We start from the raw sequence: 26,249 nt of genomic DNA, 5'->3' as shown, positions 1-26,249 counted from the left end.
GGCCGCAGGCCAAGGAGCAGAAGTGAACCGCAAGGAAGAAGTAGTCATCGTGGGGGCTGCCCGGACTCCCCAGGGCAGGTTGATGGGCCAGCTCGCCCCGGTGTCCGCCGTCGAGCTCGGCGGAGCTGCAATCGCTGCCGCTTTGGACAGGGCAGGCATCAGTGCTGATGCTATTGACGCCGTTGTCATGGGCCAGGTGATCCAGGCAGGAACCGGTCAGAACCCTGCACGGCAGGCAGCCGTAGCCGGGGGGATCCCGCTGAGTGCCCACGCTGTCACCGTTAATAAGGTGTGCCTGTCCGGGCTGAGCGCGATCATCGAAGCCAGCCGGCTGCTCCAGCTTGGAGAAGCGGTAGTGGTCATCGCAGGAGGCCAGGAATCAATGAGCAATGCCCCGCATCTGCTTCCCGGTTCGCGCGCCGGGCATCTCTACGGGGATGCCGTGCTGAAAGACTCCGTTGCCCACGACGGACTCACCGATGCCTTCGACCACGAGTCGATGGGCCTTAACACTGATCGTGCCAATGACTTACTCGGCATTGCCCGTGCCGAGCAGGACAAGGCCGCTGCAGACTCCCACCGGCGGGCAGCAGCGGCCCAGGGCGCAGGGTACTTCGACGCGGAAATCGTTGCCGTCAAGGTGCCGCGTCGTCGGGGAGCGCCTGAACTGGCGGGCCGCGACGAGGGTATTCGGCCGGACAGCAATGGGGAGTCCCTCAGCAAACTTCGGCCGGCGTTTTCCGCCGCAGGTACCGTGACGGCAGGCAACGCCTCGCCGCTCACGGATGGCGCTGCCGCCGTCGTCCTGACTACGCGCGGCTATGCGGAAGCCCACGGTTTGGACGTCGTGGCGGTACTTGGGGCACATGGACAGATCGCCGGCCCCGACACATCACTGCCGGACAAACCAGCGCAGGCCATTGCGAAGGCCCTCGGCGTCGCAGGTTGGACCGCGGGGGAGCTGGACTTCGTGGAGATCAACGAAGCGTTCGCCTCCGTGGCGCTCCACTCGGCGGCGCAGCTCGGAATTGGGATGGACAGGGTCAACGTCAACGGCGGCGCCATTGCTCTCGGACACCCCATCGGCGCCTCGGGGGCACGCGTCGTCGTCTCCGCTGTGTATGAACTCCAGCGCCGCGGTGGGGGCAAGGCCGCGGTGGCCCTGTGTGGTGGAGGAGGGCAGGGCGAGGCGCTGCTCCTGTCCCTGAGCTGATAGGTGACTGGAGTGTTTGAGCCCATGAAGGAGGCTGCGCCGAACACCGGCAATCCGGCGGAGTGGGCTGCCGAACTGGAGCAATTGCGTGTCCTCGTTGCGAAGCAGGAGTTGAACGAGAACATGGTCCGCTATTGCCGGGGCATGGACCGCAAGGATCTTGACCTGATGAAGTCCACCTACTGGCCTGAGGCGACTGAGGATCATGGCATGTTCGTGGGCCTGTCCCATGACTTCTGCGACTGGGCGTATTCCATGCGGCGGGAGTCCTCCCACAAGGCCAGCCACTACGTGACCAACGTACTCATTGAACTGAACGGCAACCAGGCCAAGCGTGAAACGGCGTTTATCTACCTGGCCGTGCCAGCCGACGGCGGCCCTACCGACCTGCTTTTTGGCCGCTACAGGGATCTGTGCGAGCGGCGCCAGGGCGAGTGGAAGGTGCTCGCGAGGACTTGCGTCTGGGACGGGGCGCAACGACTCGCTCCGGAAGCGGACGTCGCCGAGCTGTTCGGCATCCCGCCCACGTCCAACTTCGGTGACCGCTATCCGCGCGATCCGACCTATGCCACGGATTGGGGAAAAGCATCCCCGGTCCAGACTACGAATGCAAAGGAGCATCTCCATGACTAGCGATCAAATCCTCGCTGGAAAACACGTCCTCATTACCGGCGCCGGCCGCGGCCTCGGCGAGGCGTATGCACGCGCGGCCGCAGCGGAAGGCGCCCGCGTGGTCGTTTCCGACATTAATGCCGAGAGCGCTGAGGCAGTGGCCGAGTCAATCAACCGCGAGGGCGGCGAAGCATTAGCCGTCGCGGCCGACGTCACCGATTGGGACAGTTGCCAGCGGCTGGTCGCTGCTGCCGTGGAACGCTTCGGGAAGCTGGACGGCCTGGTCAACAACGCCGGGTACCTGGAGACGGTGACGGCCGGGCAGGAGACCCAGGAGCACATTCGCCGCCACGTCGACATCAACGTCTGTGGCACTTACTTCATGTCAGTCCACGGGCTCGCCGCCATGGAGGGACGGGGATCGATCGTCAACGTGACCTCGGGTGCGGTTGTGGGTCTTCGCATGATGAGCGCCTACGCTGCAGCCAAGGCGGCGATCGCCTCCTTGACCTTCGCCTGGGCCACCGAGTTCGGCGCCGAAGGTGGAGACATCCGGGTCAACGCCATGGCGCCCCACGCCGACACACCCATGATGACGGCAGGGACCGAGGCGTACACGAAGTTCTTCGGCGGCAACCCCGTCGCGCCGCCGCCTTCCACAAACGCTCCAGTGGTGCTCTACCTCCTGTCCGACCTCAGCGAGGGAGTAAACGGCCAGGTGGTCCGCTTTGCGAACGGGCATGACCTGATGCTGCTGTCGCACCCCGCCATCGTCGATTCCGCCCTCACCCGCGAGACATGGACGCCGCTTGATGTCAGCGCGGCGTTTGATGACGTGCTCCGCGCCAGGATGCAGCCGTGCGGCCAACTGACGTACATGGACTCCCGCAGCACGGAGCCCGAACTGACGGAGTTTGCAGGAGTCAGCCAGTGAGCGTGCCGAACGAACCCGGGAAGCGCAGCGTCGACGTTCTGATCATCGGGGCCGGTCCGGTCGGGCTTTCGGCGGCGATCCTCCTGGGACGGTTCGGCGTCGACACGCTCGTGGTCGAGCGACGGACCGAGCGGTCGCGCCACCCCAGGTCCCGGGCGGTCAGTTGCCGCACCATGGAGGTGTTTCGCGAGCTCGGCCTCACCGAAGAAGTGCGGGCAGCAGCGCTTCCTGGCGGACCACGCCGCCTGCTCGGAAGCGATGCCGTATCGCCGTGGCGCTCAGTCGTCACCAGCAACGCGCATGCGAGTGGACCCGCGGACACCAGCCTCGGTCCGGAGACGCTGGACGTGGTTCTGTGCTCCCAGGACGCGCTTGAGCCCATCCTCGTTGACGCGGCGCAGGCCGAGGACAGCGTCACCCTCCAGTTCGGCAAGACGGTGTCGACGGTGAACGACACAGGGGAAGAGGTCCTCGTGTCCATCACCAGTGACAAGGGCCCCGAAGTCGTCGCCGCAAAGTATGTGATCGCAGCCGACGGCGCCGCCAGCCAGGTCCGCATCGCCTTGGGGATCGGGACCACCGGGGATCAGGACCTGCAGACGGCGGTGAGTGTGCTGTTCCGTTCGCCTGTAATCCAGCGGCGCACGGGCGACCCGTCCAGCTTCATCTATCTCGATAATCCGGACACGATCGGGGCTGTGGTGATCGCTCCCGTGGACGCGACCGACCGCGTGGCGATGCTGGGCCGCCCGCTGGTCATGGACAGGATGCCCTTCGAGGACATCGACTGGACAACGCAGATACGCGACGCAATCGGGGATCCCGATGAGTCGGTGGAATTGATGGACGCCCGGACCTGGACCGTGGGCGCCTGGGTGGCCGACCGCTACCAGTCCGGCCGGATCCTGCTCGCCGGGGACGCAGTGCACGTCATGCCTCCCTACGGGGGGTTCAACCAAAACACCGGCATCCAGGACGTCCACAACATCGCGTGGAAATTGGCAGCCGTTCTCACGGGCTGGGCCGATCCTGCCCTCCTGGCCACTTACGAAGTCGAGCGGCGGCCCGTCGCCGTGTTCAATAACGCCGAAGCCGTCCGGAACTTCCGCTCGATCGTGGGCAATGCCGATGAAGGCCCGCGCTCCTTCCGGCCGGAAAACTTTGTGCACCCCGGCCTGGACATCGGCTTCCGCTACGACCACGGGGCCGTAGCCGGAGCCACGTCACCGGATGCCGGCTGGCCGGTGGGAACCTTCACCCCAACTGCCGCCGTGGGCGAACGCGCCCCGCATCTCTGGCTCAACGCCGAGGGCACGCTCTCAACACTTGACCTGTTCGGGCGTGAACTGACCATCCTCGCCCGCTCCGGTTCGGAGCCTGCACGGGAGGCGGCGCGGCGTGCAGAGATCCACGGCATTCCATACAGCTCCGTGACGTTCGGGCACATGGGGGACTTCGTTGCTGCCGAGGCCGAGTGGGCAGCGGCTTACCGTGTCAACGGGGACGAGGCCATCCTCGTACGGCCCGACGGGCACGTGCTCGCCCGCCTGGACAGCAACGACCGCGGCGCCGTAGACCGCGCCCTTCTTGCTTACACCGGGCGAACGCCGTGATCCCGGCAGAGCTCGACCTGCCGCCGCCGGGAGGTTGATGACAGGTACGGACGCACCGCTATCCCGGGCGCGGATTTTCCATCTCTACTATTGAGAACTCGCGCTATTTGTATATAAGGTTCATATTACGAGAGTATGGTCGGCGGCTGAAGACCTGCTGAAGCCCCAAACTCATCGCTCAACCACCACAGAAATAAGGAGATTCACGATGGCGTGGATAACGTTTGATGACTACAAGGACAAGTACCAGCACATCAAACTGGAACGCGACGAAGACGGCATTCTGCTTGTCACGTTCCATACGGACGGCAGCGACGTCGTCTGGGGTGTAGGAGTCCATGACAACGTTTCATCGCTCTGGGATGACATCAGCAGGGACCGGGGGAACCGCGTTGTCATCATCACCGGGGCGGGCGACACCTTCATCGACAAGGAGGCCCCGATTGACAACAAGAACTGGGTAACCCCCGAGATATGGCTCGGCCTCCATCACGACGCCAAGCGCCTTGTGCTCGGCCACCTCGACATCGAGGTTCCGATGATTGCCGCAGTAAACGGTCCTGCAAGGTACCACAATGAGCAGGCGCTGCTCTGCGACATCGTCATCGCTTCCGAGGATGCCGTATTCGCCGATCATGCACACTTCTCCCAGGGGAACATTCCCGGCGACGGGATGCAGATTATCTGGCCGCTGGTCATTGGTTTGAACCGCGGCCGGTACTTCCACCTCACCGGCCAGGAGATCACTGCACAGCAGGCCTACGAATGGGGTGCCGTGAACGAAGTGGTGCCCAAGGATCAGGTAGTTGCCAGGGCATACGAACTCGCACGGATGCTCGCTGCGAAGCCGACGCTGACGCTCCGCTCCACGCGGATGCTGATGGTGAACGAGCTCAAGAAGACCATGAATGACGCGGTCAGCCACGGAATGATGACCGAGGGTCTTGTTGCCATGGGCGAAGGCTGGAATCCGACTCCGCTCACCGGACCGGAACTCGCTGCAGGCGTCAAGACGCCCGCCTGACGCAAACGGAAGCGCCGACGACTTGAGATGTCGTCGGCGCTTTCTGCTCTTGTTTAACTGCCCTGACCAGGGGCGTTGGATGTTCGCCACGCGAAATGCTGTGAACGACGCAACCGTTCCTGGCCGGGCCCACGGGGCCGGCAAGGAACGGTTGCGTCCCGAAGATCCGTCAGGAATAACCGAAGTGGCGGGCCCGGCGGGCCCACTCTGCCGCATCGATTGCTTCCATGATGGGTAGGTAAGCGCCGCCTTCCGCTTCACCCTCGAGCAGTTCGCCACGCGCCAGGAGGGACAGGTTCTCGCGAAAGCCTGCCACGGCCCCGTTCACTGTGTTGATAACCAGCAGCATTTTCACGCCGGCGTCTTCGAGTTCCTGGCGCTCCTCCAGGGTGGGATTCTTCACGGTCACCATGACGTACTTGCCAGGGACGACTGCCGAGAGCTTGGGCAGATCGAGAAGGGGGAAGCCGCACGGATAGAGCATGTCTGCGCCGGCGGCAGAATAGGCAGCCATGCGTTCAGCGAGATTGTCGAAGCCAAAGCGGCTGGCGTCCGAGCGGGCAACGATCACCGTGTCCGGGGACGTCCGGGCTTCCACGCAGGCACGGATGATGTTGCTCATCTCCTCGACGCTGCGAAGTTTGAGTTGCGGCTTCCAGCGCTCTCCGCCGTCTTTGGGTGTCCAAAAGTGCTTCGTTGCGGGCACCATGTCTTCGACGAGCAGGGCGGCGACGCCGGCTTGTTCGGCAAGCTGGACGCCGCGGAATGCTTGGAGAGGTGATCCTCCCGCATCATCGAAGTCGAGAATGAGTGGCAGATCGGTGATTGCCGTGATGCGCCTGCCGGCCTCGATGAGTTCTCCCTGGGAAATAAAGCCGTTATCCGGCACCCCGTAGTGGAAGTTGGAGTAGGTGCCGCCGGCGATGAGCACAACGTCGAAGCCGGCTTGCTCAATCATTTTCGCCGAGAGTGCATCGTAGGCTCCCGGCGCGATGATCATTTTGGAGTCCGCAAGCAGTTCCCGGAGTCTTTGTGCTGGTTTCATGGGCTTTTCCCTTCTTTTCGTCGGAGTTTATGGCTACGACGGGAAAGAGTTTTCGCGGAACGTAGCAGTGTTACTATCGTATCACGCTAACTACATTCACTATTTGAAAAAAGCCACGACAGGGGAGTCAGCACCGTGGTGCTCTCTCCTCATCACTACGACCTAAAGGATGACCATGCAACAGACCAAGCCCCAAGAGGCAGCCGGCAACACCGTCAGCGATACAAGTGTTCACGTCACCAGTTCGGGAGGAGTTCGCGTTATAACGATCACCCGTCCACACAAGCGGAACGCGATTGACCGTCCCACCGCACTGGCGCTTGCAGCCGCGTTCGATGAGTTCGATGCCGATGATTCTGCAAGTGTCGCCATCCTCACCGGTGCAGGCGGATATTTCTCGGCGGGCGCTGACCTCGTATCGGTTGCAGCGGGCGATGTCCCGGTCCTTGAGGGACGCGGCTTCGCTGGCATCACCCGGCGGCCGCCGGTGAAACCTGTCATTGCCGCCGTCGAAGGCTACGCGTATGCAGGGGGATTTGAGCTTGCCCTTGCATGCGATTTGATCGTGGCCAGCTCAACGGCGTCGTTTGCCCTGCCCGAGGTGAAGCGCGGACTTATCGCCGCCGGTGGGGGACTGCTCCGTCTTCCGGACCGTATGCCTTATCACATCGCGATGGAACTGGCACTGCTGGGGGAACCCATCACTGCGGCACGCCTCGCCGAGCTCGGTCTCATCAACAGGCTGACGGACCCGGGCGAAGCGCTCGATACGGCGCTGGAACTCGCCGGGAAAATCCAGCTCAATGGTCCCGTTGCAATGAAGACTGCCAAGCGCATCATTACGGAGTCGCGGTATGCGGCGGCGGAGGCGCGCTTCGCCGCCCAGGAAGAAATCGTTGCTCCCTTGCGAAGTGGACCGGAAGCGCGAGAGGGTGCCCTGGCTTTCGTGGAACGGCGCGACCCCGCGTGGGTTGTCGCTGCGCAAGGCAATCACGGCGACTGAATACGAAATCTGGCAGTCTGGCGTGGCTTCCTATGTCATTGGCGTTGTATTCCGTGCCGCTCAGCCTCCGGCGGCTCATAGCGTTATCTCAGAACAAAGGTCGGCCGAAATGCCGCAGCACTGACATCAACGAACATTCGGTGGGCTTCCCCAACTTTTACGGAATGCCCGTGGCTCACGGAAGGACCGACCGCATCGCCGCGGTCAACGCCACCCACGCCGCGGACCACCGATCAGGACAAAACAAGAAAGGCCAAGGCAACGATGCCCGAAAACCACCAGAAATTGCACTTCGGACCGGCGCGTACAGAACTGCACGTAGGCGTTGATCTGGACCGGATGCGCCGTGAGCGCGCTGACCGTATGCGGGCACTGATGCGTTCGAAGGGTATACCGGCGCTGCTGCTCACTGGCGCGGACAATGTGCGTTACCTGACGGGTTTTTGGTGGGGGGAATTCTCGCTCCAGGTCGGCTACGCACTGTTCTTCGCAGATGACGAACCAATTGTGTTCGCGCCGGCGGGATCACTGCAGCAAATGCCCGACCAGGCTCCCTGGATCAAGCACTGGCGCCCAGCCATCTCCTGGCTTGGCGGTGTGGCGCCCAGTTCTGCCATTGCCGAACTATCAGCTGTTTTCGCAGCACAGATTCGCGACGAACTCGCATCACGTTCTCTCGCGGGCGAGCGTCTCGCAGTCAGCGAGATCGATGAGCCAGGTATGAATGCCCTGGCCGATGCGGGAATCGAGACGATCCCGGGGCTCCCGCTGTTGCTCGAATGCTCAACGATCAAGACGGCCGATGAAATCTCCTGTATCTCGATGGCGGCGAGCTTGAGTACCGCAGGGTTCGAGGCGACGCGGGCCGCATTACGGCCCGGAACCAAGCAGGCCCAGATTGCTTTGATGGCCCGTCGCGCCATCGAAGATGCCGGCGCGGAAGTGGGGGCGGCCCGCCTGCTTTCCGGACCACTGTCATTCCCCCGGGGGATCAGCGGTGGTGACCGGATCGTTGAGCATGGCGATCTCGCGTACCTGCTCACCTGCGGAACTTCCTACATGGGGTACACCGCGTGCCTCTACCGCCAGTACGTCGTCGGCCGCGCTCCCACCTCAGCCGAGCGCTCGTCCTATACCAAGCTGACGGACCGTCTGGATCTGGCGATGTCGCTCATGAAACCAGGCGCCAGCACAGCTGACGTGGCCGCCGTCCTTGCACCCGCGGAAGACCTCGGTTTTCCGTCCGAGGCGGAATGCTTCAGCATCGAACTCGGGCATGGAATCGGACTCGTTAACGCAGGATCGCGGGCAATCCACTACAACCCTCCGACTATCACGCGCTCGTGGTCGCTTGACCATCCTGAGGAGATCAAAGAAGGCATGGTCATTGCCATCGAAGGGATCGAAGGGGAGCACCGGGTCGGAGGTGTCCGTCTCGAGAACCTCGTTGTCGTCACGGCCAATGGTGCGGAACTGCTTGACCACTACCCGCGCCTCGACATGGTCCAAACCGCCGGGTGAGCATCCCAGACCGACTGCGAAAGCAACACAGCGAAGGTTGCCATGAACCTCATAGTTGAAAAGCACGTCCCCATCGCAATGCGCGACGGCGTTACTCTCTCCGGAGATGTGTATCGCCCAGGTGACGGCGAACCCCGCTCCACAGTGCTGATGAGGACGCCCTATTGCAAGGATGACCCCGCGCACGCCAACACGTGGATTAATGTTTTGCGCGCTGTGGAAAACGGATGGGTGGTGGTGGTTCAGGACGTACGGGGCCGGTTCCGGAGCGAGGGCCAGTTCGTGCCTTTTGTGAATGAAGCCGATGATGGCGTGGACACTATCCAGTGGGTGCGCGAACAGTCATGGTCCGACGGCAATGTAGGCATGGTGGGCGGCTCATACGTAGGTCTCAGCCAATGGTTGGCGGCAGCCAGAAACCCTGAAGGCCTCATTGGCATTGTTCCGGCTGTGACCGCCGACGACGTCCATTCCGGCTGGCTTTATGAGGATGACAACGTCGTGTTGGGATTCCTTGCACACTGGGTATCAATTCTCCTCGCAAGCAGCGGAATGGATGAGAAAAGCCGGCCGCGGATCGCAGCCCTGGAGCAAAACGTCTCAGAGGGCCGCATCCGCACCTTCCAACAGCTGGTTGAGGAAGCCGGGGAATTCGCGCCCTATCTGCAGGACTGGCGGGATCGAAGCCGTTCCTTAGTGGATCCAGAGCTGGCTGGCCGGACTGACGTGCCCGCCTTCGTCATCGGAGGCTGGTTCGACATTTTCCTTCCAGGAACGGTTGCCAGTTTTGTGCGGCGGGAGGCCGCCGGCACACAAAATCCCCACGACCGACTGTTGGTTGGGCCCTGGGCGCATGGGCTGATGGGCGGCTGGTTCCCGGCCCGCTTCTTCGGTCCGGCATCATCGTTCGATAGCCTCGACCCGACGTCGCTCCAACTGGGTTGGCTGGAGGAGGTACGTGACGGCCGCAATAGCTCTGACCACCCTGTGAGTGTTTTCTCCATGGGAGCTGATCAGTGGCGATGCTTTTCAAGCTGGCCACCTGAAGGCGCCGACCGGGTGCACCTTCGACTGCGCCCCAGCAACATTGAGCATCCCACGGCCAGTATGGATGCCCGCGCAGGGCTGCTAGCGGATTCGCCCGTTCCTACGATCGGCGGGCGGACATTTTTCCCTGGCTACAAGGTGGGTGCGAATTCAGGTCCGCGCATGTTGGAGGCATTGCATGCGCGCAATGACGTGTACGCCTTCGTTTCGGATCCCCTGGCTGACGACATCGAAATCCTGGGCAGTGTCGCGTGCCGACTTAGGGTGACCACTGCTGACCCGACGCCGGTCGTCGTCAAGCTGGCAACGCTCGACGGTACTGGTGCCTCTGAGCTGCTCTGCGAGGGGTCGTCGTACAGCACCCCGGACGCTGGAAACGCAGAGCCAATCACCGTGGATCTGGGTTCCACTGCGATCCGGGTGGCGAAAGGAATGCGCTTGTGCGCCTATGTCGCCGCGTCAGATTTCCCCCGCTTGGAGGACGGACCCCGGACATCCTTGAACGTTTGTGGAGAGGAGGGGCCGGTACTGGAGCTTGACGTACTACCCCTGGATTGAGTTGCCTTCTTCATTGTCCAGGCGGCGGGCTTCCGTGAGGGCATCCAGGCACCGCTGGAAGTGCTCCTCATTGGTAAAGCGGTGAAGCGGGACCGTAATGGACAAGGCGGTGCGGGGGCGCTGCGATCCTTCGAAGATTGGAACCGCCATGCCGCATACGCCCAGGACGTATTCCTGGTGGTCCAAGGCGTAACCACGTGATCTGGTCAATTCAAGATCGGCCAGAAATTCAGGAAGGGTGGTGATGGTGTGCTCGGTTCGTTGTGTGAGTTCACCGTCTACGGCCCGGACCCGTTCCAGTTGTGATTCCGGGCCGAAGGCGAGGAGGGCCTTTCCGGAGGCGCGTGCATGAATGTCGCCGGAGACACCGACCCGAAGATCAGCCACTCTGACAGCGTGGCTGCCTTCCTCCACGGCCACCACAGTGACAGTGCCACCCTGCCATGCAGAAAGGTACGCGCTTTCGCCGGTAGCATCGACCACCATTTTCAAGAGACTCAGTGCCAGGGGCGAGGGGCGCCAGTCTTCTTCCACGCGCGAACTCAAATCCAGGATTTTCCCGGCAGCGAGTTTGTAGGTGCGCTCGTTACGTTCCAGGTAGCCGGCATGGACAAGCGTCGCCAGCAAATGCGACGTCGTCGCAATGTGCAGATTTACGGCGCTCGCGATGGATTGAGCCCGCATCGGCTCCTTGGACGCCGCAACGACATCAACGATATTGAGGGCGCGCGCAACCGACTGGACCAAGTCCTTCGGGGCTTCGACGTCGGTGGGCCGTTTGTCGGCTGTCTTAGTTGTACTTGCCATGCGGAAATCATACGCACATGGCGAAAGAAGGGCTACAAGCCCATGAGAAGCGCCCTGGTTGCAGGGACCCCATTTCTGGCCGTTGACAGCAAGCAGAAGGAAGCGTAGTTATTACATTATGAAAGCTACTATCACAACAAGAGAGTTGGCGGACGGTGGCAACGCTGCCAGGCCCACTGCCAGAGAGGAATCCGCAGACTTGGCAGCCGCTCAGTCCGCAGGTCCTGTTCCGATCGGGAGCGTGGGGCAGGTGGGGATCCTCGTGCAGGACCTCGACGAGGCCATCGACCTGTACGGACGCATCTTCGGCATCGAAGAGTGGAATTGTTACCACTACGACCAGGAGTTCATGCCCTGGTCGCGCTTTGGCGCCGAGGAAGGCGCTTTCGCGATGCGCCTTGCCATGGGCGGTTCCAATCCCCAGATCGAACTCATCCAGCCACTGGCCGGCCCGAGCATTTACCACGAGTTCACCGAGCAGGGCCGCACCGGCCTCCATCACCTGGGCGTATTCGTTGACAGTCTGGATGCCGCGATCACGCTTATGGAGGGGGCCGGATACCGGGTCACACAAACCGCGCGCGGTTATGGCCAGGCCGGTGACGGCGGATTCGCCTACTTTGACACCGAGCGTGATCTCGGCGTTGTGATCGAGGCAATAGAAATCCCGGCCAGCCGCAGGCCGGCGACCGTGCGACGGACTGGAGGAATGTAAATGTTGGATAGCAAGGCTGTTTTGAGCCCCGTTCGGATAGATAACCCGTTGAAGGCAGAGAGTGTGGCTGTGGTTGGTCCCTCCCGGGACCCGTGGAAGACCTCAGGGCGGACACTCGATTACCTCGCGCGCCTCGGATTCGAGGGGCGGTACTACGCGGTCAGCAGTGTGCACAAGGAAGTGCTTGGTGTACCCACGGTGGAGACGCTCTCCGACCTCCCCGAGGTGCCCGACGTTGCCGTCCTCGTGGGACCCGCCGACAGGGTCATCGAGGATCTGCGCGAGTGCGTGGCGCTCGGCGTCCCCTTCGCGGTGGCGTTCGCTGCCGGCTTCGGTGAAACCGGCCGGCATGACCGCGATGAGCTGCTCCGTGCGGAATTGGCCAAGGGCACCACCCGACTCATCGGCCCTAACTGCATCGGCTTTATGCACGTGGGCCGGTCGCTGACCGCAACCTTCTCATCGGTTCTGCAGCGTAGCGCGATTCCGGCCGGTCATGTGGCGATGTTCAGCCAGAGCGGCGGACTGGGGAACGCGCTGATGCAGTCCCTCGCCGCACGCGGTGCGAGCGGGTTGAGCGCCTGGGCCAGCTCCGGAAACGAGATTTCGACGGGCTTTACCGACTGGGCGCAGTGGCTGGGCGCTGATCCGGACACGCATGTGCTCACCTGCATCGTCGAGAGCTTCAGCGCAAACGATGACCTCGAGGCCGCTGCAACCGCCGCGGGGGACCGCGGTATCCCTGTGATCGTCCTGAAGCTGGGACGGTCCACCCGTGGCGCGATGAGCGCCCAGTCGCATACTGGCAAACTCGCTGGCAGCGGCCGCGTCGCTTTAAGCGTCCTCCGCCACCGTTTCGGAATGGTGTGCACGTCGCCGGAGCAGCTCCTTGACCTGACCGAGGCCTTCGACGTCTTCCACGGGCGGCTCTCCGGCCGCGACCAGGAGCTGACCGTCGTCACCACCTCCGGCGCCCAGGTGGGGCTGTGGAACGATCTGGCCGATGACCGCAACCTGACGTTCCGCGATCTTGAACAGGAAGCGCTCCGCTCGATCGGTGACGCGGTGGGCAGTAGTCACCTCGGCAATCCCATCGACGTTGGAGTCCAGTCAACAACCGCCGACTACCTGCGCATCGTTGAGCGGGTTCTCACCACGACGTCGGGCGGGTGGGTTATCGTGACGGCGACCCGGCTTGCGCACGACTTCGATGAGCTGGCGGCCGGTATCGCCGCGATGACGATTCCGGCGGAAGTACGTGTAATGGTGGTCCCGCTGTCCGAGGACGACCGGGTCACTGCGGCCCAGGCCGGAATCCTGCGCAAGTCAGGAGTCCTGTCCCTGCCTACAGCGGGGCGGGCACTGGATGCCATCGCGGCCGCATCCTCCTGGGCGCAGGTCCAAAGCACCCGTGCCAACCGCGGCGATCTGGTGGGGGCGGCATTGAAGGCGGTGACAACGGGCGGGACGTGCAACCTGACTTGGCGCGAGGTGGCCGAATCCCTGGCCAAGTCCGGTGTTCCGGTACCGGCAAGCCGCGCCGTCCGTGATGTCGACGGCGTCGTCCGGGCTGCCGAGGAGATCGGCTTCCCCGTAGCGATCAAAATCGATGATGCTGAGATCCTTCACAAGGCCGACGCCGGAGGCGTCTTCATCGGCGTAAATGACTCCGACAGCGCCCGCGCGGCAGCCTCCCAGCTCACATCCATCCAGGGGGAGGCCGCGACGATCTCCGTCCAGGCGATGGCGCCAGGGAAGACCGAAGTCCTCGTAGGGCTTCGGCGTGATCCCGAGTTCGGTCCAGTCCTCGTCATCGGCGCGGGAGGCGGGATGACTGAGGCGATTGACGATATCAGCATCCTTCCGCTGCCAGTGTCCCGGCCGGAGGTCCGCCAAGCCATTTCTGACACTCGCGTGGTGGCCACAAGCCTTCGCGGGGAGGCCGGCGGGAAGACCCTCGACGCGCTCACCACTACTGTGATGGACATTCTTGCCTGGGCGGAACAGCACGGGAACATCCACGAGTTCGAGTTCAATCCGATCCTTGCGGACCCGGCAACAGCAACCGTCACTGTCGTCGACGCTGTTGTGTCGGTCCACACCACCTCGTCAGGACCAACAACATGACCACCGCCACTACCGGCGTACCTGCAAAGCAGATCACCGATGAAGACGTCGCCTACATGAAGAGCTTCATCGGTGAGTCAGCCGTTGTTGTGCAATGGAACGAGGAGGCAAGCACCGACTCAATCCGCCACTACGCGTGGGGGATCGGTGACGAGAACCCGCTGTGGTTGTCGGATTCGTACGCGCAGACAACGCGTTACGGCACCCGGATCGCACCCCCCACCTTTCTCTACTCCGTGTGCGACGCCGAAGTCGCGATGGGGATGTCGGAGGGCATCCAGGCCATCCACCTCGGTGCCGACCTCGACTTCCGCCGACCGGTCCGCCTGGGCGAGCGGGTCCGCGCCCGCGCCTTCGTCGAAGACGTCCGCGAACGCGTGGGCCGCCGCTCCGGTCGCCTGGTGGAGCAGGTGGGGCGCACCGATTACTTCGTCGGCGAGGAACTTGTCGGGATCGTCCGCAACACGATCGTCTGCGTGGCTCGAAGTTCCGAGGGCCAGCGGATGCACGAACCGCGCGACCCCCACGTCTACACGGACGAGGAGAAGGAACAGATCCGTGCCGCCATCCTGGCCGAGGAGATCCGCGGCCAGCGCACGCGCTTTGCGGAGACGGTGTCCGTCGGCGATGTTGTACCGCAGGTCGTCAAGGGTCCACTCGACCTCATCACCATGACCGCGTACTATGCCGGAGCGATCGGTACCGCCGGCTACCGCGGCGTCGAGACCCGTGTTCGCCAGCAGGAACGGGTGCGAAACGGCGACCCGAGCGCGCCCACAAACCTGGGCCCCGAGCACTTCCTCTCCGAGCCTTTCCCGAGTCTGGGGCACCAGGATGCTGCCATGGCGCACGCGATTGGCATGCCGGGCGCGTACGACAACGGCAACCAGCGCGTGTCGTGGATGGCACACTGCGTGACTAACTGGATGGGGGACGATGCGGATCTCGTCTCGCTTTCGGCGCGCATTAAGCAGCCTGGTGTCTTCGGTGACACCCAGTGGATCGGAGGCGAGGTCACCCGCGTGTTCCGCGATGAGATCCATGGAGCATGTGCTGAGGTCAGCGTGAAGGCCATCAACCAGCTGGGCGTGGCGACCACGAGTGCCGTAGCGGTCGTCTCGCTGGCCGAGACCCGGAGCAGCTGACCCGCGCACGGGCTTAGCAAGAATTGCTGACGCATTTTCCCGCCTTATTGGCGTCCATTGCTATGCCGGTCCTGACCCGGCGGCTCTTAGCGTTATTTGTGAACGAAGATCGGCAAAGTTGCCGATGCACTGACATCAAAGGAGATCCGGTGGGCATTTCAAAAGTACGAAACCAGGATGGATTGCTCCATCCAACGAGTGGTGACGCCAGTGACCAGTGAAGACGCGCGTCCAGGGAGCGAAGCCATGCCAAACAACCACATCCAGAACCCGACGGGTGAGACTGAGGAATATTCCGTCGTCGTGATCGGCGCGGGCATGGGGGGCATTTATGCCCTCCACCGATTCGCAGATCTGGGACACGACGTACACGGCTTCGAGGGAGCAGACGGCGTCGGCGGCGTCTGGTATCACAACGCCTACCCGGGTGCCCGCGTGGACTTGGAGAGCCATAGCTACGCCTTTATGTTTGATCCTGAGCTTTACGCGGGATGGGACTGGAGCGAGCGGTACGCCGCACAACCCGAAATTCTGCGGTACCTCAACTATGTGGCGGACCGCCTCGATGTGCGCCGCAACCTCTCACTGAGCACCTGGGTGACGTCCGCCGAGTGGCAGCCCCACGAGAATAAGTACCTCATCAAGACCAATACCGGCCGGACGGTTTGGGCCCGCTATCTCGTGATGGCGACGGGACAGCTCTCCAAGCCGCGGAAGCCGGACTTCCCGGGACTCGATGAATTCGAGGGGGAGTGGCATCAAACATCCCATTGGCCTCAGACTCCCGTCGAGATTGCCGGCAAGCGCGTGGCCCTTATCGGAACAGGATCTTCGGGTGTGCAGGCTGCCACGGAGATCGCCAAGACCGCCGGGCACCTCTATGTCCTGCAGCGGACCCCGAACTATTCGATCCCTGCGCACAACGGGCCGGCGGACAGGAGGAAGAAGGCCCGCCTCAATAGGAAGGTTCTGCAACTGCGTGACGAGTCCTACAATTCCCCGGTCGGCTATGTCATGCAGGGCTTTGCGGGTAAGGCTTCAGACTTCTCCGAGGAACAGCAGCAGCAGATTCTCGAGTCCAGATGGGCGTTCGGGGGCCAGACCCTGCTCGGAACGTTCTCGGACCAGGGGACGAACATCGATGTCAATAACGTGGTCGCCGAGTTCGTGCGCGGCAAGATCCGCGACATGATCGACGATCCCGAGACAGCCGAGAAGCTGATGCCCACGTCCTACCCGATCGGCATCCGTCGGCTCTGCATCGACACCGGGTATTACCCGATCTTCAATCAAAGCAATGTCAGTCTCGTGGACTTGAGAAGTGATCCGATCGAGCGCATCACCAAGACCGGCATCAAAACCAGGAACAATGAGTACGAGGTCGACCTGATCGTCTTTGCCCTCGGCTTCGAGGCCTTTACGGGCGCCCTGGACCAGGCCAACGTCCGCAACGAGCACGGCCAGCAGCCGAGCGACCGGTGGAAGCATAAGCCGCAGACCCATTTGGGGGTCATGACGCATGGATTCCCGAACCTGTTTATGCTCACCGGCGCGCAAAGCCCAAGTGTGCTCGCAAACTTCTTCGTGGGGAACAACCAACACGTTGACTTTGTGGCGGACATCATTGCGCACGCCGAAAAGAAGGGCGCCGTCCGCATTGAGGCCAGCCTTGAGGCAGAGCGGGAGTGGGGCGACCACTGCAATGAGATCGCGGCGCCGCTCTTGCGCCGTGCCGTGGACAACTACATGGTCCACGTCAACAAATATGACGGCTCGCGCTATTTCATTCCGTATGCCGGCGGCTTCGACAAATACGTCAAGAAGGTCGAAGAAGTTGTCTCCGACGACTACCGCGGCTTCGTGTTTACGAAGGCGTTTGCACCTGGGAGTTCAGGACCAAGCGCGAATGAAAGCCGGAGCCGTGAGGCGGTTCTCACGGCAAAGTAGATAGACAGCCAACGTGCTCCCCGGAAGCCGGACTGGTCACCCAGTTCAGCTTCCGGGGAGTTCTTTTATACCTGGATGCAGCGTGTTCGCCGAAGTGCATCGCCAGGGCTTTTGGCTTGCCCTCACGAGGGGACACACTTTGGCGCAGTTTCATTCCTTGTTGGCGCCGATGGCCATGCCGGTGCAGCCCCACCCGCTCGTAGCGTTGATTGTGGGCGAAGTCAGCAACGAAGCCGACGCAAGGACATGAAGGAAAAACAATGAGCAACGTACTCGAAGGCAAGACGGCAATAGTCACCGGTGCCGGCTCAGGCATGGGTTTGGCAACTGCCCGCCTGTTTCATCAGCAGGGCGCAAACATCGTTTTGGCGGACTTTTCCGGGGCCCAGGAGAAAACAGCTGTGGAGCTCGGAGATCGCACAGTGCCGATCCAGGCTGACATCTCAAACGCCGCAGACGCGAAGGCCATGGTGAGCCTGGCCATCAGCGAATTCGGCGGACTGGACATTCTGTGCAATATCGCGGGCGCAAATGCTCCGATGGTTCAGCACCATGAGGCGCTGGAGTCCGACTTCGACAAGATGATCAACGTGAATCTCCGGGGTGCTTTCCTCACGATGAAGTTTGCCATTCCGGCCATGCTGGAGCGCGGCGGGGGATCGATAGTCAATGTGGCTTCAGCCGCAGCCTTGATGGGAACGCCTTTGTACGGCAGCTACAGCGCTGCAAAGACAGGCCTCCTCGGGCTGACCCGCACCATCGCCCTTGAATACGCGGAGCAGAATATCCGCGCGAACTCCATCTGCCCTGGCCCCATTAGGACTCCAATGATGGAAGAAGCACTCGCGGAAAACCCTGCCGCCGCCGACTATCTCATCAATATGGTTCCGGCACGTCGTGTCGGAACCGCAGAAGAAGTAGCGAATGCCGTCCTATTCCTCGCCTGTGAGCAGTCTTCGTACATTACCGGCGTCGCACTGCCTATCGACGGCGGCCAGACCGCTGCATAACCATCCGCCGTATTCGGTCTGGGAGTGATCGCAGGGCGATCACTCCCAATCGGGCACCGAGAGGAAGAAAACTGATGACCCAAAAGTTTATGACGCGGCCGAAGGTAAGTGTATTCGGCAACGACCCCTTGGCGGTGCGAAGCGCGTTCGCGCAGTTTCCGTCCGGCGTTGCGGTGCTCGCGGTCGAAGCCGGCGACGAGAAGCACGCGCTCGTCGCGTCGTCGTTCATGGTTGGCGTGTCGCTCGACCCGTGCCTCGTCGCAGTCGCCGTGCAGAAGTCGTCGGAGACCTGGGAGCAGATCAAGGATGCTGCTTCACTGGGGGTCTCGATCTTTGGCAGGGGGCAGGGACATCTGACCCGCAAGCTCGCAGGCAAGGACCGCGCTGCACGCTTCGAGCAGGTGGCCATCGACGTCAGCGACGACGGGGCAGTGTTCATAGAAGATGCCGCATTGTGGCTCGAGTGCTCGGTCCATGAGGTTTCAGCGGCCGGCGATCACTGGATGGCGCTGCTTGAGGTCAAGAAGCTCGGAGTCGGCGAAAACGAGCCGCTCATTTGGCACGGTGCCAAGTTCCGCGAGCTTGTCAACGCCCAGTCGATCGACGTCGTGTAGCGGACTGAGCGGTTGCTGCGCGTTGAAAGGAAAATATGAGCGCCATTGATGCGGCGTCCGGCGTCGGGATTCCCTCGCGCGCTGCGCATGACATCCCTGCGGACCGCACCGTGATAGCGGCCGTCGTCCAGTGGCGGGACAAAATTGCCCTCTTCAGAAGAAGCGGAAATCTTGGCCACGACAGTGGCCTTTGGCACTGCATTACCGGATTTATGGAAGCCGGGGCCACGCCTGAACAGCAGACCCTTGAAGAGTTGCTTGAAGAAACCGGTCTTCAAACCAAAGACCTCCTGGGACTCCTGCCGGGACCGGACTTGGTGGTGGCTGACGGCTTGGGCAATCCGTGGCTCATCCATACCTTCACTGCCTTGACGTCCCGACGGCGGCTGAAGATCAATTGGGAAAACGACGCCTACCGGTGGACCGCTCCGCACAAGACCAAGCGCTTCGCTAACCGCGTGGACTGGCTGGACAACGTACTCGATGCGACCGGTCATGTCCCGCGTACCGTTCCGGCGCCTGAACCCGGGGCATCCCCGGGATGGAGCCTGGGTGCAGCTCCACGTCAGGAGGCCTGACGATCCCCGCGGTTGAAGTGGGCAGCCTCCTGGAGGATCAGTTTCAGCAGGCCGGGAAAGCGGACTTCCAGGTCATCGCTGCGCAGCCGGCTCATGCGGCGGACGCCCACGTCGTGCTGATGGATCACGCCAGCCTCACGCAGCACTCGAAAATGGCGTGTCCCGGCAGACTTTGTCACTGGCAGGGCAAAGTCGGTGCACGGTATGTCCACGCTGCTGCCAGCCAGCTGAATGACGATCCCCAGCCGCACCGGGTCAGTCACGGCCGCCATCAGGCGGAACAGGTCCAGTTCACTGACGTCAGGGTGCGTGAGGGGGTTGGAAGTTCGGCTGGCCATGTGCCCAGTCTATCGCTAAAAGCGCCTATGTTTACGCTGACGCGAACATAGGATACGTTTAACGCCAGGCCCACCCACCAGTGCGTGCCACCAACGGGCCGTAGCTTTCAGGTTCCCGCCCCATCCACGACTCTCGACTGAGGAAACAAAAATGCCCACCCTTGGAATCATTGGCACCGGGAACATCGGTGCTGCCATCGCTCGTCTCGCCGTAAATGCTGGCATCCCTGTAGTGCTGTCCAATTCCCGCGGCCCGGAGACACTCGCCGGCCTCGTCTCAGAGTTGGGACCCCTGGCTTCCGCCGGCACCATTGAACAGTCCGCGGCGGCCGGAGACGTTGTTGTGCTGTCCGTGCCGCTCACGGCGCATACCGCCATTCCCGCATCCCTGCTGGAAGGGAAGGCGGTACTCGACACGACCAACTACTACCCGTTCCGGGACGGAAGGGTAGCTGAGCTCGACGAGGAACGGCTGACTACGAGCGAGCTCGTCCGTCGGCACTTCCAGGGAGCCGGCCTGACTAAGGCCTTCAACAACATCCTGGCCCACCACATCCCCCAGCTGGCACGTCCCTCCGGCGCACCCGATCGCACCGCCCTGCCCGTGGCGGGCGACGACGCTACCGCCAAGGCGAAGGTCGTGGGGCTTATCGAGCAACTGGGTTTCGACACCGTGGACGCCGGTACTCTGGCTGAGAGCTGGCGCTTCGAACCGGAAGCCGGTGCCTACACCAGGCTTTACCTGGCGGACGCCGCCACCCCGGACGACAGCATGCTCGAAGCTCCAGCCGCACCTGTGTCCGCTGAGCGGCTGAGCGACGCACTGAAGCGTTCCGAACCGGTGCGGGTTGCCGCGCGTACCTTCTAAGAACGGTTCCAGCCAGCTGGCCTTAGGGCAGGCCTTTGACGGCGGCACTAAGGCCAGCGGGCCATACAGGCGTTTGCGCGGTGCCTGTAGAGGCGGCCCCGGTACCCGGCACGTGGCGTTGCTTCCTAACTGCATGGCGCCCAACATGCTACCCGTCCAGCAACTCCGGCTTCTAGCGTTGTTTCTAACGAGGGCAGCAAGGACGCTGCCTGGCATTTGGAGTAGAAAGTCTGGATATATGTCCCTCACAGATGCTCAACTGACTGAGTTGTATGACAAGCAAGCCCTCCATGACAACCTGATGCTGTATGCGAGGGGCGCGGACCGGCACGACCGCGAGCTCATGAAGTCCACCTACTGGCCCGATTCATTCGATGATCACGGCGCCTACGTCGGAAACGGCCATGGCTGGGCTGATGCAGCCATGACCTGGCACGACAAGATCCATAGCTGCAGCCACCACATTTCCAATGTCCTGTCCGAGATCGACGGCAACCGGGCCAAACGCGAAAGCATGTTTATCTGTGTGGTCCCGTTCAGGGATCCCGAAGTAACCATGTTCCAGGCCGGCCGCTACCGCGACTTGTGCGAGAAGCGCGATGGCGTGTGGAAGATCCTTCATCGGACCTGTATCTGGGACTGGATCGACGTCCGGCCCGTCAACTCGGACTGGGATGTCGTGAATGTCCCTCGGGTCTCGCACTGGGGAGCCTGGCATCCCGAGGACCCGATCTACCTCGACTGGATCGACAGCCCGCCGACCGAGTTCTCCCGGTAGTTACACCCGCCGCGGCTGGCGTCCCTGCACCAACATCAAAGCGCCTGCCGGCCCCTCTCACGGGGGCCGGCAGGCGCTTTTAGTGCATTCCGGCGGGTTTAGTCCGCGTACGGATCTGCGATGCCGATGTATTGGGTGGTGGTGTATTCGGCGATGCCTTCGGAACCGCCTTCGCGGCCGAGTCCTGATTGCTTGACGCCACCGAAGGGTGCCGCGGCGTTGGAGATGACGCCGGCGTTGAAGCCGACCATGCCGAACTCGATCTGTTCGGCCACGCGCAGGAGCCGGTTGAAGTCGCGGCTGTAGAGGTAGGACGCGAGGCCGTATTCGGAGGCGTTGGCGAGGCGGATGGCGTCTTCTTCGGTGGTGAAGGTGGTGACGGGGGCGACGGGTCCGAAGATCTCCTGGCCGAGGATCGCCGCGTCGTTGGGCACGTCAGCGAGGACGGTAGGCGGGTAGAAGTACCCGGGCCCCTCAACCGGTGCGCCGCCGGTGACGGCAACTGCTCCGGCGTCGACGGCGGCGGCCACGAGGGCGTGCACGTCGTCGCGGGCTCCGGCGTCGATCAGGGGACCGACCTGGGTGCCGGGGTCGGTGCCGCGGCCGGTGGCCAGGGCGCCCATGGCAGCAGCGAACTTGGCGGTGAATTCGGCGGCGACGGTTTCGTGGACGAGGAAGCGGTTGGCGGCGGTGCAGGCCTCGCCCATGTTCCGCATCTTGGCGGCCATGGCCCCTTCGACGGCTTTGTCCAGGTCCGCGTCCTCGAAGACGATGAACGGCGCGTTCCCTCCAAGCTCCATGGAGGTGCGGAGGACGTTCTGCGCGGCGTCGGCCATCAGGCGTTTGCCCACCGGGGTGGAGCCGGTAAACGAGACCTTCCGCAACCGTGAATCCTTCAACAGCGGCCCGGAGATCCCGGACGCGCTGGAGGAGGACACAACGTTCAGGACGCCGGCGGGCAGGCCAGCGTCGAGCATGGTCTGGGCGAACAGTTGGGCCGTGAGCGGGGTGAGCTTGGCGGGTTTGAGGACCATGGTGCAGCCGGCGGCGACGGCGGGGGCGACCTTGCGGGTGGCCATGGCGAGCGGGAAGTTCCACGGTGTGATGAGCAGGCACGGGCCGACGGGTTTGTGCTGGACGAGGATCTTGTTCTTGCCCTCGGGGGTGGTCAGGTACCGCCCGTAGTCGCGGACGGTTTCCTCGGAGAACCAGCGCAGGAACTCGGCCCCGTAGGTGACTTCGCCGCGGGCTTCAGCCAGCGGCTTGCCCATTTCCAGGGTCATCAGCAGCGCGAAGTCCTCGGCCCGCTCGGTGACAAGGTCGAAGGCGCGGCGCAGGATCTCGGCCCGTTCCCGGGGCGCGGTGCGTGCCCAGGAGGCCTGGGCGGCGTCGGCCGCGTCCAAAGCGGCGAGGGCGTCCGCGCTGGTGGCTGAGGCGAGGGTGGCGAGTACCTCCCCGGTGGCGGGGTCGTGGACATCGAACGTGCCGCCGTCGGACGCGTCCCGCCACTGGCCGTTGATCAGCAGGCCGGTGGGCATGGACGCGAGCAGCGCAGCTTCTCGCTCAGGGGAGAGGGCAGGGGAAAGCGCGGGAGCAGTCATGAAGGGAAGTCCTAAACAGTTGTAGGGGTGTGGGCGGGCTCAGCCGAGCCAGAGGCTGATCAGGGAGGTTTAGTAGGCTTTGACCCTCTGCTCAACCACCAAGTGGATGAGTGCAAGCGTTTGGTCTTCATCGATCGCGTGAAGTGCCGCTTCGATGGCGCCGGGTATGTCGGCGTCGCGTTCCACCTTGATTCCGAAGCCGCCAAAGGCCTTGGCCATGAGCGCGAAGTCCGGGTTCTTCAATTGGGTGCCGGAGACCCGCTGAGGATAGTGCCGTTCCTGGTGGGTGCGGATGGTGCCATATTCCTGATTGTCCATCACGATGACCAGTGGAGTGGCGCCATACTGGGTCGCGGTGGCCAGTTCCTGGCCGTTCATGAGGAATTCCCCGTCACCGGCAATAGTCACCACGCGCCTGCCGGGGTATTCCAGAGACGCTGCGATGGCGGAGGGGATCGAGTAGCCCATGGAGCCGTTGCGGGCGCTGATCATGGAGGCGTAGCGCTGGGTGGGGAAGTAGCGGTGTGCCCAGTTGGTGTGTTCGCCGGCGCCGAGGGTAACCATGGCGTCATGCGGGAGGGTTGGGACGAGGTTGGCCATCAGGGTGTCCATTCGTGCCGGACCGGCCGACGGCGTCGCCGGGGGGAGCGCGGCGAAGGCTTCCTGTTCGGCGCGCATTTTCGATGTCCAGTTCACCCATTCGTCTTTGACCGGAAGTTCGATTTTGGCCAGGTCGCGGATAAAGACGTCCGGCTTTGCCAGGATTTGGTACGAGACGGGTCCGGAGCGGCCGCGGAGGGAGGGGTCGATGGTGACGAGGAAGTTCTTTTTCGTCCAGTCCTGACGGCAGAGGAATCCGTCTGTAATAACGTCTCCGGGGACCGTGCCCACAAAGATCAGCAGGTCGGTTTCTTCCAGCAGGTCGTACGTGGGGCGGGGCCGGCCGTAACCGATGGGGCCCACGTAGGAGGGCGAATCAAACGGGATGGTGCCTTCGGTGCGCCATTCGGCTGCGGCCGGGATGCGGTGCTTTTCCAGCCATTGCGTGAGCTGGTCGGCGCCTTCCTGGGTCCAGTCGTTTCCGCCGGTGACGAAGAGTGGCTTGCTGGATGCGGCCAAGGCATCTGCCAGCGCGGCCGCGTCCACAGTAGTCATTCCACCGGAGGCGACCGGTATGGGAGGGTGCAGCTCGGCGGGGATCTGCTGGCGGATGACGTCTTCGGGCAGGCCAACGACGACCGGACCTGGCCGTCCGCTCATCGCCGCGAACAGGGCTTCAGCGACGATTTCGGAGGCACGTTCTGCGTGATCGAGGACCATCACGCGTTTGGCGCCGGTATCGAACCAGGCTTTGATGTCGAACTCCTGGAATGCCTCGCGGTCCCTATGGGCGAAGGGGATCAGCCCCACGAACAGAACCATGGGGGTGGAGTCCTGCCACGCGGTGTGCAGGCCGACATGTGCATTGGCAGCGCCGGGCCCACGGGTAACCATCGCGATTCCCGGCAGCTGGTTCATCTTGCCGTCAGCCTCGGCCATGTACGTGGCGCCACCTTCATGGCGGCAAACGATGGTTTCGATGGACGAGTCGTGGAGTCCGTCAAGAACGTCAAGGAAGCTCTCTCCCGGCACCACATGTGCCCGCTTGATGCCGTGCGAGGCGAGCGTATCGACGATGACGTGGCCGGCGGACTTGCGCGATGCCGGCAGCAGGTCCCCTGGCAACTCGTCTTGCTCGGCCGTTACTTGAGTCATGGGTATAAACCCTTTCGCTGGATGCCGCGTCTTTGCGCAACAGGATTAAGTCGGAGATGCAATTACAGGAGAATGCTGAGCGGGCTCTCAACGCGCCTTTTAAAGGCGGCCAACAATTGGGCTGCCACCGCGCCGTCGACAACCCGGTGGTCTGCGGAGAGGGTGCAACTCATGACCGTGGCAACTGCCAACTGTCCGTCGCGCACCACCGGGCGCTGCTCCGCAGCCCCGACGGCCAGGATCCCGGCTTGGGGCGGGTTGAGAATTGCGGAGAACTCCCGCGTCCCGTACATGCCCAGGTTCGTCAGGCTGAAGGACCCGCCGTCGAGTTCTTGCTGTCGGATACGGCCGACGGCGGCACGTTCTTTGTAGTCGCCCATGGTCCTGCCCAGGGAGCTGAGGGAGAGGTTTTCCAGGCCGCGCACCACCGGTGTCAGCAGGCCGTCCGTGGTTGCGATGGCCACAGAGACGTCGACGGTGGAATAGCGGCGGATAGCGTCTCCTTGCCAGGAAGCATTTGCCGCGGGCACGTCCACAAGGGCACCTCCCAGGGCTTTCAGGACAAGATCATTGACGGTTGCCTTCTGCCCCGCAGGGAGCGAGTCCTGGTTAATTTGCTTGCGCAAAGCCAGGAGGGCGTCCATTTCGACATCGATGGAGACATAGAAATGGGGAACGGTAGTCTTTGACTCGGTCAGCCGCCGTGCAATGGCTTTGCGCATGCCCGAGAGCGGTTCGTCCTGGAAATCGCCTGCAGTCTCCTTGGACGCATTCGATGGGGACGATGCGGCAGGTTCCCCCACCCCTGAAACAGGGACCGGACCAGTTGTTTGCAGCCGGAATGCTTCAACATCTCCGCGCAGAATTCTGCCGTTGGGTCCGGAGCCCGCCAAAGCTGAAAGGTCGATGCCAAGGTCTTTAGCGAGCTTTCGCGCCAGGGGTGACCCGAATATGCGCGAGTCCCGTCCCTGAGTATTGCGGGACGGCTCCTGGGTCGCGTCCGGAGCCGCAGGCCGCGTATCCCGCCGGGTTGTTGGCGCTTCAGTGTCCTCGGGCACGGGATGCTCGGCACCGCTGTGGGAGGCGCCGCCCGCGGAGGCGATCTGCTTGTCTACGGACGCTTCGTCTTCCCCCGCTTCGACGAGCACAGCAATGGGCTCACCGACACCCACGGAAGTTCCCGGCTGTATTAACAGCCTTCCGATAGTGCCGGGAAACTCAGCCTGCAGTTCAACTGTGGCCTTTTCAGTTTCAATTTCGGCGATGGGCTGACCTGCGGCGATGGTGTCGCCTATTTTTACGAGCCAGTCCTGGAGTGCTGCCTCGGTGGCGTCTGCAACGACGGCCGGCATGGTGATGATGGTTGCCATGGTGAATGTCCTTCGTTGGATCCGGT

The 26,249-nt window shown here is 62.8% G+C and carries 23 protein-coding genes; 17 read left to right on the top strand and 6 right to left on the bottom strand.

Annotated features, from left to right (window positions below; genetic code table 11):
- The first annotated feature begins 22 nt into the window (after positions 1–22).
- The 5 genes from AC57BR_RS09120 (at position 23) to AC57BR_RS09100 (ending at position 5,396) form a co-directional block, all read left to right on the top strand.
- Entirely contained in the window at positions 23–1,213 is a 1,191-nt protein-coding gene (locus tag AC57BR_RS09120; RefSeq protein ID WP_496359713.1) for an acetyl-CoA C-acyltransferase, read from the top strand.
- Positions 1,214–1,225: 12 nt separating this feature from the next.
- On the top strand, positions 1,226–1,846 hold the full coding sequence (locus AC57BR_RS09115; protein ID WP_496359711.1) for a nuclear transport factor 2 family protein: 621 nt from the start codon (positions 1,226–1,228) through the stop codon (positions 1,844–1,846).
- Entirely contained in the window at positions 1,839–2,759 is a 921-nt protein-coding gene (locus AC57BR_RS09110; RefSeq protein ID WP_496359709.1) for an SDR family NAD(P)-dependent oxidoreductase, read from the top strand. The genes AC57BR_RS09115 and AC57BR_RS09110 overlap by 8 nt, the downstream gene beginning before the upstream one ends.
- Positions 2,756–4,372 (top strand): FAD-dependent monooxygenase, encoded by a 1,617-nt coding sequence (locus AC57BR_RS09105; RefSeq protein ID WP_496359707.1) that lies wholly within the window; start codon positions 2,756–2,758, stop codon positions 4,370–4,372. Before AC57BR_RS09110 ends, AC57BR_RS09105 begins: the two co-directional genes overlap by 4 nt.
- Positions 4,373–4,580: 208 nt before the next feature.
- Complete coding sequence (locus AC57BR_RS09100; protein ID WP_163163285.1) at positions 4,581–5,396, top strand: enoyl-CoA hydratase/isomerase family protein; 816 nt, start codon at positions 4,581–4,583, stop codon at positions 5,394–5,396.
- Positions 5,397–5,565: 169 nt separating this feature from the next.
- On the opposite strand, the gene AC57BR_RS09095 is transcribed toward AC57BR_RS09100, so the two are convergent.
- A complete protein-coding gene (locus AC57BR_RS09095; RefSeq protein ID WP_496359705.1) occupies positions 5,566–6,441 on the bottom strand; it encodes an isocitrate lyase/PEP mutase family protein in 876 nt (291 codons plus the stop codon).
- Positions 6,442–6,616: 175 nt separating this feature from the next.
- Between AC57BR_RS09095 and AC57BR_RS09090 the strand changes: the two genes are divergently transcribed.
- The 3 genes from AC57BR_RS09090 (at position 6,617) to AC57BR_RS09080 (ending at position 10,570) form a co-directional block, all read left to right on the top strand.
- Positions 6,617–7,444, top strand: a complete 828-nt coding sequence (locus AC57BR_RS09090) for a crotonase/enoyl-CoA hydratase family protein (RefSeq protein WP_496359703.1) — start codon at positions 6,617–6,619, stop codon at positions 7,442–7,444.
- A gap of 264 nt (positions 7,445–7,708) precedes the next feature.
- Complete coding sequence (locus AC57BR_RS09085) at positions 7,709–8,965, top strand: M24 family metallopeptidase (RefSeq protein WP_496359701.1); 1,257 nt, start codon at positions 7,709–7,711, stop codon at positions 8,963–8,965.
- A gap of 42 nt (positions 8,966–9,007) precedes the next feature.
- Positions 9,008–10,570 carry a CocE/NonD family hydrolase gene (locus AC57BR_RS09080; protein WP_496359699.1) on the top strand — a complete coding sequence of 521 codons (1,563 nt, stop codon included), beginning with the start codon at positions 9,008–9,010 and terminating at the stop codon, positions 10,568–10,570.
- Here the strand turns inward: AC57BR_RS09080 and AC57BR_RS09075 are convergent.
- Entirely contained in the window at positions 10,556–11,377 is an 822-nt protein-coding gene (locus AC57BR_RS09075) for an IclR family transcriptional regulator (protein ID WP_496359697.1), read from the bottom strand. The two genes, AC57BR_RS09080 and AC57BR_RS09075, sit on opposite strands and share 15 nt — an antisense overlap.
- Before the next feature lie 199 nt (positions 11,378–11,576).
- Between AC57BR_RS09075 and AC57BR_RS09070 the strand changes: the two genes are divergently transcribed.
- The 7 genes from AC57BR_RS09070 to AC57BR_RS09040 all read left to right on the top strand — a co-directional run bounded on the left by AC57BR_RS09070 (position 11,577) and on the right by AC57BR_RS09040 (position 19,513).
- Entirely contained in the window at positions 11,577–12,092 is a 516-nt protein-coding gene (locus tag AC57BR_RS09070; RefSeq protein ID WP_496359695.1) for a VOC family protein, read from the top strand.
- Positions 12,093–12,155: 63 nt separating this feature from the next.
- Positions 12,156–14,219 (top strand): acetate--CoA ligase family protein, encoded by a 2,064-nt coding sequence (locus AC57BR_RS09065; protein ID WP_496359693.1) that lies wholly within the window; start codon positions 12,156–12,158, stop codon positions 14,217–14,219.
- Positions 14,216–15,364, top strand: coding sequence for an FAS1-like dehydratase domain-containing protein (locus tag AC57BR_RS09060; protein ID WP_496359691.1), 1,149 nt, complete (start codon positions 14,216–14,218; stop codon positions 15,362–15,364). Before AC57BR_RS09065 ends, AC57BR_RS09060 begins: the two co-directional genes overlap by 4 nt.
- 210 nt (positions 15,365–15,574) lie before the next feature.
- The gene (locus tag AC57BR_RS09055; protein WP_496359689.1) at positions 15,575–17,311 is read left to right on the top strand and encodes a flavin-containing monooxygenase; all 1,737 of its coding nucleotides are present in this window, start codon (positions 15,575–15,577) and stop codon (positions 17,309–17,311) included.
- A gap of 260 nt (positions 17,312–17,571) precedes the next feature.
- Positions 17,572–18,321, top strand: a complete 750-nt coding sequence (locus AC57BR_RS09050) for an SDR family NAD(P)-dependent oxidoreductase (RefSeq protein WP_496359687.1) — start codon at positions 17,572–17,574, stop codon at positions 18,319–18,321.
- Positions 18,322–18,395: 74 nt separating this feature from the next.
- Positions 18,396–18,935, top strand: a complete 540-nt coding sequence (locus AC57BR_RS09045) for a flavin reductase family protein (protein WP_496359685.1) — start codon at positions 18,396–18,398, stop codon at positions 18,933–18,935.
- A gap of 35 nt (positions 18,936–18,970) precedes the next feature.
- On the top strand, positions 18,971–19,513 hold the full coding sequence (locus AC57BR_RS09040) for an NUDIX domain-containing protein (RefSeq protein WP_496359683.1): 543 nt from the start codon (positions 18,971–18,973) through the stop codon (positions 19,511–19,513).
- Here the strand turns inward: AC57BR_RS09040 and AC57BR_RS09035 are convergent.
- Positions 19,501–19,851 (bottom strand): ArsR/SmtB family transcription factor, encoded by a 351-nt coding sequence (locus tag AC57BR_RS09035; RefSeq protein WP_496359681.1) that lies wholly within the window; start codon positions 19,849–19,851, stop codon positions 19,501–19,503. The two genes, AC57BR_RS09040 and AC57BR_RS09035, sit on opposite strands and share 13 nt — an antisense overlap.
- 52 nt (positions 19,852–19,903) lie before the next feature.
- Between AC57BR_RS09035 and AC57BR_RS09030 the strand changes: the two genes are divergently transcribed.
- On the top strand, positions 19,904–20,719 hold the full coding sequence (locus AC57BR_RS09030) for an NADPH-dependent F420 reductase (protein ID WP_496359825.1): 816 nt from the start codon (positions 19,904–19,906) through the stop codon (positions 20,717–20,719).
- A 238-nt stretch (positions 20,720–20,957) separates the two neighbouring features.
- Entirely contained in the window at positions 20,958–21,497 is a 540-nt protein-coding gene (locus tag AC57BR_RS09025; RefSeq protein WP_496359679.1) for a nuclear transport factor 2 family protein, read from the top strand.
- A 98-nt stretch (positions 21,498–21,595) separates the two neighbouring features.
- Here AC57BR_RS09025 and AC57BR_RS09020 read toward each other — a convergent pair whose 3' ends face one another.
- The 3 genes from AC57BR_RS09020 to AC57BR_RS09010 form a co-directional block, all read right to left on the bottom strand.
- Positions 21,596–23,098, bottom strand: a complete 1,503-nt coding sequence (locus AC57BR_RS09020; protein ID WP_496359677.1) for an NAD-dependent succinate-semialdehyde dehydrogenase — start codon at positions 23,096–23,098, stop codon at positions 21,596–21,598.
- 69 nt (positions 23,099–23,167) lie between these two features.
- Positions 23,168–24,853: a thiamine pyrophosphate-dependent enzyme gene (locus tag AC57BR_RS09015; RefSeq protein WP_496359675.1), complete on the bottom strand. Its 1,686-nt coding sequence runs from the start codon at positions 24,851–24,853 to the stop codon at positions 23,168–23,170.
- A gap of 62 nt (positions 24,854–24,915) precedes the next feature.
- Entirely contained in the window at positions 24,916–26,223 is a 1,308-nt protein-coding gene (locus tag AC57BR_RS09010) for a dihydrolipoamide acetyltransferase family protein (RefSeq protein WP_496359673.1), read from the bottom strand.
- Between the last annotated feature and the right edge of the window lie 26 nt (positions 26,224–26,249).

This window comes from Arthrobacter sp. BGA-UO-ETr-C19, assembly GCF_059568005.1.
The sequence above is the reverse complement of the archived record's forward strand: the minus strand, read 5'-3'. Positions and strand labels throughout refer to the sequence as shown.

Excerpts from the sequence above, each read along its gene's own strand:
- AC57BR_RS09090 (WP_496359703.1), top strand. The coding sequence starts at position 6,617 with ATGCAACAGACCAAGCCCCAAGAGGCAGCCGGCAACACCGTCAGCGAT.
- AC57BR_RS09010 (WP_496359673.1), bottom strand. The coding sequence starts at position 26,223 with ATGGCAACCATCATCACCATGCCGGCCGTCGTTGCAGACGCCACCGAG.
- AC57BR_RS09050 (WP_496359687.1), top strand. The coding sequence starts at position 17,572 with ATGAGCAACGTACTCGAAGGCAAGACGGCAATAGTCACCGGTGCCGGC.
- AC57BR_RS09060 (WP_496359691.1), top strand. The coding sequence starts at position 14,216 with ATGACCACCGCCACTACCGGCGTACCTGCAAAGCAGATCACCGATGAA.
- AC57BR_RS09100 (WP_163163285.1), top strand. The coding sequence starts at position 4,581 with ATGGCGTGGATAACGTTTGATGACTACAAGGACAAGTACCAGCACATC.
- AC57BR_RS09020 (WP_496359677.1), bottom strand. The coding sequence starts at position 23,098 with ATGACTGCTCCCGCGCTTTCCCCTGCCCTCTCCCCTGAGCGAGAAGCT.
- AC57BR_RS09040 (WP_496359683.1), top strand. The coding sequence starts at position 18,971 with ATGAGCGCCATTGATGCGGCGTCCGGCGTCGGGATTCCCTCGCGCGCT.
- AC57BR_RS09045 (WP_496359685.1), top strand. The coding sequence starts at position 18,396 with ATGACCCAAAAGTTTATGACGCGGCCGAAGGTAAGTGTATTCGGCAAC.
- AC57BR_RS09095 (WP_496359705.1), bottom strand. The coding sequence starts at position 6,441 with ATGAAACCAGCACAAAGACTCCGGGAACTGCTTGCGGACTCCAAAATG.
- AC57BR_RS09015 (WP_496359675.1), bottom strand. The coding sequence starts at position 24,853 with ATGACTCAAGTAACGGCCGAGCAAGACGAGTTGCCAGGGGACCTGCTG.
- AC57BR_RS09075 (WP_496359697.1), bottom strand. The coding sequence starts at position 11,377 with ATGGCAAGTACAACTAAGACAGCCGACAAACGGCCCACCGACGTCGAA.
- AC57BR_RS09080 (WP_496359699.1), top strand. The coding sequence starts at position 9,008 with ATGAACCTCATAGTTGAAAAGCACGTCCCCATCGCAATGCGCGACGGC.
- AC57BR_RS09025 (WP_496359679.1), top strand. The coding sequence starts at position 20,958 with ATGTCCCTCACAGATGCTCAACTGACTGAGTTGTATGACAAGCAAGCC.
- AC57BR_RS09035 (WP_496359681.1), bottom strand. The coding sequence starts at position 19,851 with ATGGCCAGCCGAACTTCCAACCCCCTCACGCACCCTGACGTCAGTGAA.
- AC57BR_RS09085 (WP_496359701.1), top strand. The coding sequence starts at position 7,709 with ATGCCCGAAAACCACCAGAAATTGCACTTCGGACCGGCGCGTACAGAA.
- AC57BR_RS09110 (WP_496359709.1), top strand. The coding sequence starts at position 1,839 with ATGACTAGCGATCAAATCCTCGCTGGAAAACACGTCCTCATTACCGGC.